The 6,676-nt window shown below is 70.9% G+C and carries 8 protein-coding genes; 6 read left to right on the top strand and 2 right to left on the bottom strand.

Going from position 1 to position 6,676, the window contains the following annotated elements; genetic code table 11:
• Positions 1-79: 79 nt before the first annotated feature.
• The 6 genes from C667_RS18865 to C667_RS18840 all read left to right on the top strand — a co-directional run bounded on the left by C667_RS18865 (position 80) and on the right by C667_RS18840 (position 5,346).
• Entirely contained in the window at positions 80-1,375 is a 1,296-nt protein-coding gene (locus C667_RS18865) for a protein kinase domain-containing protein (RefSeq protein ID WP_004376197.1), read from the top strand.
• A complete protein-coding gene (locus tag C667_RS18860; RefSeq protein ID WP_004376194.1) occupies positions 1,372-2,298 on the top strand; it encodes a fructosamine kinase family protein in 927 nt (308 codons plus the stop codon). Before C667_RS18865 ends, C667_RS18860 begins: the two co-directional genes overlap by 4 nt.
• Positions 2,299-2,525: 227 nt before the next feature.
• Positions 2,526-3,086, top strand: coding sequence for a hypothetical protein (locus C667_RS18855; RefSeq protein ID WP_004376192.1), 561 nt, complete (start codon positions 2,526-2,528; stop codon positions 3,084-3,086).
• 6 nt (positions 3,087-3,092) lie between these two features.
• Positions 3,093-3,377: a hypothetical protein gene (locus C667_RS18850; RefSeq protein ID WP_004376190.1), complete on the top strand. Its 285-nt coding sequence runs from the start codon at positions 3,093-3,095 to the stop codon at positions 3,375-3,377.
• On the top strand, positions 3,374-4,246 hold the full coding sequence (locus C667_RS18845; RefSeq protein ID WP_004376188.1) for an HprK-related kinase A: 873 nt from the start codon (positions 3,374-3,376) through the stop codon (positions 4,244-4,246). The genes C667_RS18850 and C667_RS18845 overlap by 4 nt, the downstream gene beginning before the upstream one ends.
• On the top strand, positions 4,243-5,346 hold the full coding sequence (locus C667_RS18840; RefSeq protein ID WP_004376187.1) for a nucleotidyltransferase domain-containing protein: 1,104 nt from the start codon (positions 4,243-4,245) through the stop codon (positions 5,344-5,346). Before C667_RS18845 ends, C667_RS18840 begins: the two co-directional genes overlap by 4 nt.
• Before the next feature lie 24 nt (positions 5,347-5,370).
• Here the strand turns inward: C667_RS18840 and grxD are convergent, their stop codons facing one another.
• Positions 5,371-5,694 (bottom strand): Grx4 family monothiol glutaredoxin, encoded by a 324-nt coding sequence (grxD, locus tag C667_RS18835; protein WP_004376185.1) that lies wholly within the window; start codon positions 5,692-5,694, stop codon positions 5,371-5,373.
• 65 nt (positions 5,695-5,759) lie between these two features.
• Entirely contained in the window at positions 5,760-6,629 is an 870-nt protein-coding gene (gene prmC / locus C667_RS18830; RefSeq protein ID WP_004376183.1) for a peptide chain release factor N(5)-glutamine methyltransferase, read from the bottom strand.
• Positions 6,630-6,676: the final 47 nt, after the last annotated feature.

Genomic DNA, 6,676 nt, shown 5'->3' with positions numbered 1-6,676 from the left:
ACCGCGCCCGAGCAGGTGCGCGCCGCGGTCGCCCGCGCCCGCGCCAGCCTCGGCCGGGGCTGATCCCGGCCCGGCCCCCATGAGCGCAGCGGCGGCAGAGCGCATCGGCAAGTACGAGGTACTCCGCCGCATCGGCAAGGGCGCCACCAGCAGCGTCCATCTGGCCTGGGACCCCTTCCGCCAGGTCGAGGTGGCGATCAAGCGCCTGCGCCACGAGATCCTCTCCGATCCGCAGCGCGGCCGCCTGCTGCGCCAGCTCTTCCTCAACGAGGCCGCGCTCGCCGGCAAGCTCGCCCACCCGCACATCGTGCGCATCCACGACGCGCTGGTCACCGACGAGGACGCCTGGCTGGTCATGGACCACGTGCCCGGGGGCACGCTCGAGGACATCGCGACGCCGGCCACGCTGGCGCCCTTCGAGCGCGTCATCGAGATCGTCTTCAAGGCCACGCGCGCGCTCGACTACGCCTTCCACCAGGGCATCACCCACCGCGACATCAAGCCGGCCAACATCCTGCTGATGGCGCCCGGCGGCAGTGACATCCGCATCTCCGACTTCGGCGCCGCGCTGCACACCGCGCGCGAGACCACGCAGATCGCCGGCGTCGGCTCGCCCGCCTACATGTCGCCGCAGCAGGTCCGCGAGGTACCGCTCGACCACCGCACCGACATCTACTCGCTCGGCGTGGTGATGTTCCAGCTCCTCACCGGCCACCTGCCCTTCGAGCAAGAGAACAGCTACAGCCTGCTCTACAGCATCGCCCACGACACCCCGCCGCCGCCCTCCGAGCTGCGCCCCGAGGTGCCCGAGGCGCTCGACGCGATCGTGCGCCGCGCCACCGAGAAGGACGTCGAGCGCCGCTACCAGAGCTGGAGCGAGTTCTCCCACGACCTCGCGCTCGCTTTCCGCAACCGCAGCCTCGCGCTCGCCCCCGACCGTCTCGGCGACACCGGCAAGTTCGAGGCCCTGCGCACGATGCGCTTCTTCCGCCGCTTCGCCGACGCCGAGCTGTGGGAGGTGATCGGGCTGTCGCGCTTCGACCGTGCCCACGCCGGCACCGTGATCATCAAGGAGGGCGAGCGCGGCGACGCCATCTGCTTCGTGCTCGCCGGCGAGGCGCGCGTGATCAAGCAGGGCCACCTGCTCGAGGTGCTCAACCCGGGCGACTGCTTCGGCGAGATCGCGGTGTTCTCGACCGCCTCCGGGGTGCGCTCGGCCTCGGTCGAGGCCGCCGCCGACACCGAGCTGGTGACGATCCGCGCGCGCGCGCTCGAGCGCGCCAGCGAGACCCTGCGCATGCACTTCTACCAGGCCTTCCTCGAGGTGCTGGCGACGCGCCTGTCGCAAGCCAGCGCCCGCATCGCCAACCTATGAACGAACCGGCCAGCCTCCATCCCGCCGCCCTCCCCGCCATCGAGGCCGCCCTGCGCACCGCCCTGGGCGAGCACCTGCGCATCGTCTCCGCGGACCCGGTCGCCGGCGGCAGCATCCACACCGCGCTGCGCCTCGAGGACGCGGGCGGCGCGCGCTTCTTCGCCAAGCTCGCGCCTGCCGCCCAGGCGCCGATGTTCGTCGCCGAGGCCGACGGCCTCGCCGCGATCGCGGCCAGCGCCAGCCTGCGCACGCCGCAAGTGATCGCCCGTGGCGCGAACGAGGCGCATGCCTTCCTGGTGCTGGAGTGGCTCGAGCTGCAGCCGCTCACCCGCGCGGCGGACGGCGCCCGCTTCGCCGAGGCGCTGGTGGCGCTGCACCGCGATGTCGGCGCGCACTTCGGCTGGCCGCGCGACAACTTCATCGGGCGCACGCCGCAGGCGAACGCCGAGGGCGACAACTGGGCGCGCTTCTTCGTCGAGCAGCGCCTGCGCCCGCAGTTCGAGCGCGCCCGCGCGCACGGCTTCGACATCGAGCTGCAGTGCCAGGCCGACCGCCTGCTCGACCGCGTCCCCGCGCTCTTCCTCGACTACCGCCCGCCCGAGAGCCTGCTCCACGGCGACCTCTGGCACGGCAACGCGGCGATGCTCGCCGACGGCACGCCGGTGGTCTTCGACCCCGCGGTGCACCGCGGCGACCGCGAGTCCGACCTCGCCATGAGCGAGCTCTTCGGCGGCTTCCCCGCGGCCTTCTACGCGGCCTACCGGCGCGCCTGGCCGCTGCACGAGGACTACGAGCAACGCAAGCCGCTGTACAGCCTCTATCACCTGCTCAACCACCTCAACCTGTTCGGTCGCGCCTACCTGCGCGAGTCCTTGCGCCTGGCGACGCGGCTGAACGAGGAGTTGGGGCGGCGACGGGAGTGAGTGCTGTCGCGCTGGAGCGCGGCTACGTGTCGGAATTTCTTACACTGCGTCCTTTTTGCGATCCGTCCGGCCGAGCCCTAGGCACGCTAAATCAGTCACTTGCCGCTTCGATTGAACTCCAGGCGTGAAATTTGCTACTAAACGCCTGAAGTATCGGAAAGTCGGCTGAAGATGCGCGGCTATAATTCGAACGTAGTCGCCATCGCGCGCATTGAAGAGGTTTCCTCATGTCCAACTCCCTGCCCGAAAATTCGGTCGAACGCCGCCGCAAGGTCCTCAAGGGTGCGCTCGCAGCATCCGGCGTGGTGACCATGGGCTACAGCGGGTCGGCGCTGGCGTCGTTCAACTGCATTCAGAAGACAACGCTGGAGGCGCCGATCAATGGCGGCCAGCTCGTCCAGGCGGTCCCGAACGAGTATCTCGGCTGGAAGTGGCAGTCGATCACTGTCAGCGCAGACGGCGACGCGGATGGCCTGCATCCAGGATGGTTCACCTATGCAGGGACGGCCTACAGCGTTCAGTTGAACAAGCAGGGAAACGACTGGACTGCGACCGGTGACCCGGTATACGCCACAAGCCTACCCCCGGCCAATACGACAGCAGTATCCATGCAACTGCTGGTTCTCTACGATAGTTCGAGCGCGGGCTACGTCCGGGCGACCCCCTCGCCCTACAGGGCCGGCCCGGCTGCCTCCCCCGGCACCAGCCAGCCTGCAGCATTGCCGCAACCCATCACCGACTCCTGCCACGCCTCGCTCATCCCGGGCACTTCCGGCAGCGGGGGCTGAAGCGGGGTGCAGGCAAGCGTCGAGCCCTCGCCGCTGCGCTGGCTGGAAGACTACTGCCTGTCCATGGACGGGCAGTTCGTTTTTCTGGATCCCGTCTCCTGGCAGACCCACCTGCTCACCGAGGGCGCCGCGCTGGTGCTTCGCGAAGCGGCGCTGGCGATCGAGGAGGGGCGCTTCGAGGCCTTCCGGGACGAAGTCGCCGAAGCCGGCGGCTGGCCGCCCGCGCTGGAGCAGCTCGCGAACACGCTGAACAGCCTGCACCGCGACCCGGGCGGACGCACGCACGGATGAACGAAGTCACGCCCTATCGCGTGCTCGACGTCGGCGCGGCGAAGCTCGCCCTGCGCTCGCCGATCGCGCGCCTGCACGCCGACCTCGACCGCGTCTACCCGCATCTCCCCGAGACCACCCACGGCGGCTTCGCCGACGTGCGCGTGTCGCTGCTGCCCGGCTCGCCCCTGCGCCTGCGCGGCCGCCAGGTGAGCCTGTGGTCCGAGGGCGAGCGCCCCTTCGAGCCCTACCCGATCCACAGCGCCCTGCCGCTCTTCGAGTGGGGCAGCAACTACTTGCTGAGCCAGCGCCTCAACGCCTACCTGCTGCTGCACGCGGGCGTGGTGGCCCGCGACGATCTCGCGCTGATCCTGCCCGCCGCCCCCGGCTCGGGCAAGACCACGCTGACCTGCGCGCTCCATCTGGCCGGGTGGCGCTTCCTCTCCGACGAGTTCGCGGTGATCGACCCGGACACCGGCGAGGTGCTGCCCATGGTCCGCCCCGCACCGCTCAAGAACCGCTCGATCGCGGTGATCGGCGAGCGCGACGCCGCGGTGCTCGGCCCGCTCTATCCGGGCACACGCAAGGGCGACGTCGCCCACTTCGTCCCCGACCGCGACAGCACGCTCGCCAGGCACCGCCGCGCGCGCCCGCGAGCGGTGATGTTCCCGCACTTCGAGGCGGGCGCACGCCTGCACTGCGAGCCGCTCGACAGCGCCGCAGCCGTGATGCGCCTGGGCTTGAACAGCTTCAACTACCGCGCCCTCGGCGCGGTCGGCTTTCGCGCCGCCGTCGAGCTCGCGCGCCGGACGAAGGCCTGGGAGCTGCGCTACGGCGATCTCGACGAAGCGATCGCCTGCATCGAAACCCTGTTCGCGAGCCTGCCATGAGCCCCCGCGCATCCGCCGAGACCGCCTTGCTGCTGCGCGCCCTGCATGCGCCGGTCGAGCTCGACGAGCCGGGCTGGGACGGCTTGCTGCGGCGCGCGCGTGCCTGCGGGCTGCACGCGCGGCTGGCGGCAGCGCAGGCCGCCACGCCGGGGCTTCCCGATGTGGTGCGCCGTCACTTCCTCTCGGCCACCCGGATTGCGGCCTACCGGCGCAAGCTGATGGAGGCGGAGCTGTTCCAGCTCGCTGCGCTGTGCGACACCGGCTTTCCGGTCGTCGTGCTCAAGGGCGCCGCCTACGCACTGCAGCGACGTCGCATGGCCACCGGCCGCTTCGTCTCGGATGTCGACCTGCTCGTCCCGGCCGCACATCTGCGCACGATGGAGCAGGCCTTGCTTGCCGCCGGCTGGCGCAGCGAGGCGCTTTCGCCCTACGACGAGCGCTACTACCGCGACTGGAGCCACGAGACGCCACCGCTGCGCTTTCCCGGGCACAGCCTGGAGCTCGACCTGCACCACGCCATCACCCCGGTCACCGGCAGCCTCGCCTTCGACCCCGCGCCGCTGTTCGCGCGCTGCGAGCCGCTCGCCGGTACGCCCTTCCATGCGCTCGCCGCCGAGGATCAGGTCCTGCACGCCTGCGTACACTGCTTCCACGATGGCGATCTCGCCCTGCGTGTGCGCGAAGTGGTGGATATCGACGGCCTCCTGCGCGAGCTGGCCGTCCGGGCCGGATTCTGGGACAACTTGCTGGCGCGCGCAGCGGAACTCGGCCTGCAGCGCCCGCTCTGGTACGGGCTGCATTTCGCCCGCGCCTGGCTGGACTGCCCGGTTCCGGCCGCGGTCCTCGCCACCCTGCCCGCACCGGCGGCGCCGGTGCGCAGGATCATGGACGCGCTCGTTGCCCGGGCCATGCTCCCCGGCGACCTGGACGGCCCGCCTTCGCCGGGCGTGCGCCTTGCCCGTACGGCGATGCTCGTGCGCTACCACCGCCTGCGCATGCCGGCGCACCTGTTGCTGCCGCATCTCGTGCGCAAGACCCTGCTGCGCCTGCGCGCAAGCATCGCAGCCAAAAAAGAAGCGCCCGACGCGAGCGCTCCCTGATCCTTCCTGCCACCGTCGCCGAAATCACTCGGCGAGGCCGGCGTCCTTCAGCATCTGCTGCAGTTCGCCGCTGTCGTACATCTCGCGCATGATGTCGCTGCCGCCGACGAACTCGCCCTTGACGTAGAGCTGCGGGATGGTCGGCCAGTTGGAGAACTCCTTGATGCCCTGGCGGATCTCGGGGTCGGTGAGCACGTTGACCGCGAGCACCTCGCGCACGCCACAGCCCTTGAGGATCTGCACCGCGGTGGAGGAGAAGCCGCACTGCGGGAACTGGGGCGTGCCCTTCATGTAGAGCACCACGCCGTTGTTGGTGACCTGATCGCGGATGACGTCCTGGATGTCCATTGTGGCAACCTGATAAAAGTTGAGTTAAACAGTCGGGAAATAATAGGCGTTGGGCGGTAGCAGCGTCAACGCGAATCACGCGTCTCGCGCCCCAGCCAGCGCCCGCCCGTGACACGCTCGATGCCGGCGAGGTCGGCCCACGAGGCGATCGCGGCGAAGCCGGCGTCGGTGAGCAGGCCGCGCGCCGAAGCCGCCTGGTCATAGCCGTGCTCGAGGAACAGCCAGCCGCCGACCACCAGGCGGGCCGGCGCACCGGCGACGATCTCGGCGAGGTCGTCCAGGCCCTGCGCTCCGGCGGCGAGCGCGCCGCGCGGCTCGAAGCGCACGTCGCCCTGCTCCAGGTGCGGATCGCCCGCCGCCACATAGGGAGGATTGGAGACGATGAGCTCGAAGTGCTCGTCGCCGAGCGCGTCGAACCAGTCGCTCTGCACGAAGGAGACGCTCGCGCCCAGCCTGGCGGCGTTGGCCATCGCCACCCACAGCGCCTCGCGCGAGCGGTCGAGGGCGACCACCTCGGCCGCCTCGAGCTCGAGCGCCAGCGTCACCGCGAGCGCGCCGCTGCCGGTGCCCAGGTCGAGCACGCGCAGGCCGCGCCGTCCGGGGAAGTGGGCGAGCGCGAGCTCGACCAGCAGCTCGGTCTCCGGGCGCGGGATCAGCACCGCCGGGGTGACGAGGAATTCGCGCCCGTAGAACTCGCGCGTGCCGGTGAGGTAGGCCACCGGCTCGCCGGCGGCGCGGCGCTCGACCAGGGCGCGATATTCGGCCCAGTCCTCGGTGGCGAGCGTCTGCTCGGGCCACGCCACCAGGCGCGCGGCCGGGCACTGCAGCACGTGGCGCAGCAGCACGCGCGCGTCCATCTGGTCGATGCGGGCGCGCGCCCACGCGAGCGCGCCGGCGATGTCGGTCGCGTCGGCGGGCGGCGCAGCGGGGGTCATCAAGCGTCCTCCCCGAGCGCCGCGAGCAGCTCGGCCTGGTGCTCGAG

Source organism: Thauera phenylacetica B4P, assembly GCF_000310225.1.
GTDB lineage: Bacteria > Pseudomonadota > Gammaproteobacteria > Burkholderiales > Rhodocyclaceae > Thauera > Thauera phenylacetica.
This window is presented reverse-complemented; position numbering and strand designations above follow the sequence as displayed.

Bases quoted from the DNA above. Each gene is read 5' to 3' on its own strand.
- C667_RS18865 (WP_004376197.1), top strand. From the start codon at position 80: ATGAGCGCAGCGGCGGCAGAGCGCATCGGCAAGTACGAGGTACTCCGC.
- C667_RS18860 (WP_004376194.1), top strand. From the start codon at position 1,372: ATGAACGAACCGGCCAGCCTCCATCCCGCCGCCCTCCCCGCCATCGAG.
- C667_RS18855 (WP_004376192.1), top strand. From the start codon at position 2,526: ATGTCCAACTCCCTGCCCGAAAATTCGGTCGAACGCCGCCGCAAGGTC.
- C667_RS18845 (WP_004376188.1), top strand. From the start codon at position 3,374: ATGAACGAAGTCACGCCCTATCGCGTGCTCGACGTCGGCGCGGCGAAG.
- C667_RS18840 (WP_004376187.1), top strand. From the start codon at position 4,243: ATGAGCCCCCGCGCATCCGCCGAGACCGCCTTGCTGCTGCGCGCCCTG.
- grxD (WP_004376185.1), bottom strand. From the start codon at position 5,694: ATGGACATCCAGGACGTCATCCGCGATCAGGTCACCAACAACGGCGTG.
- prmC (WP_004376183.1), bottom strand. From the start codon at position 6,629: ATGACCCCCGCTGCGCCGCCCGCCGACGCGACCGACATCGCCGGCGCG.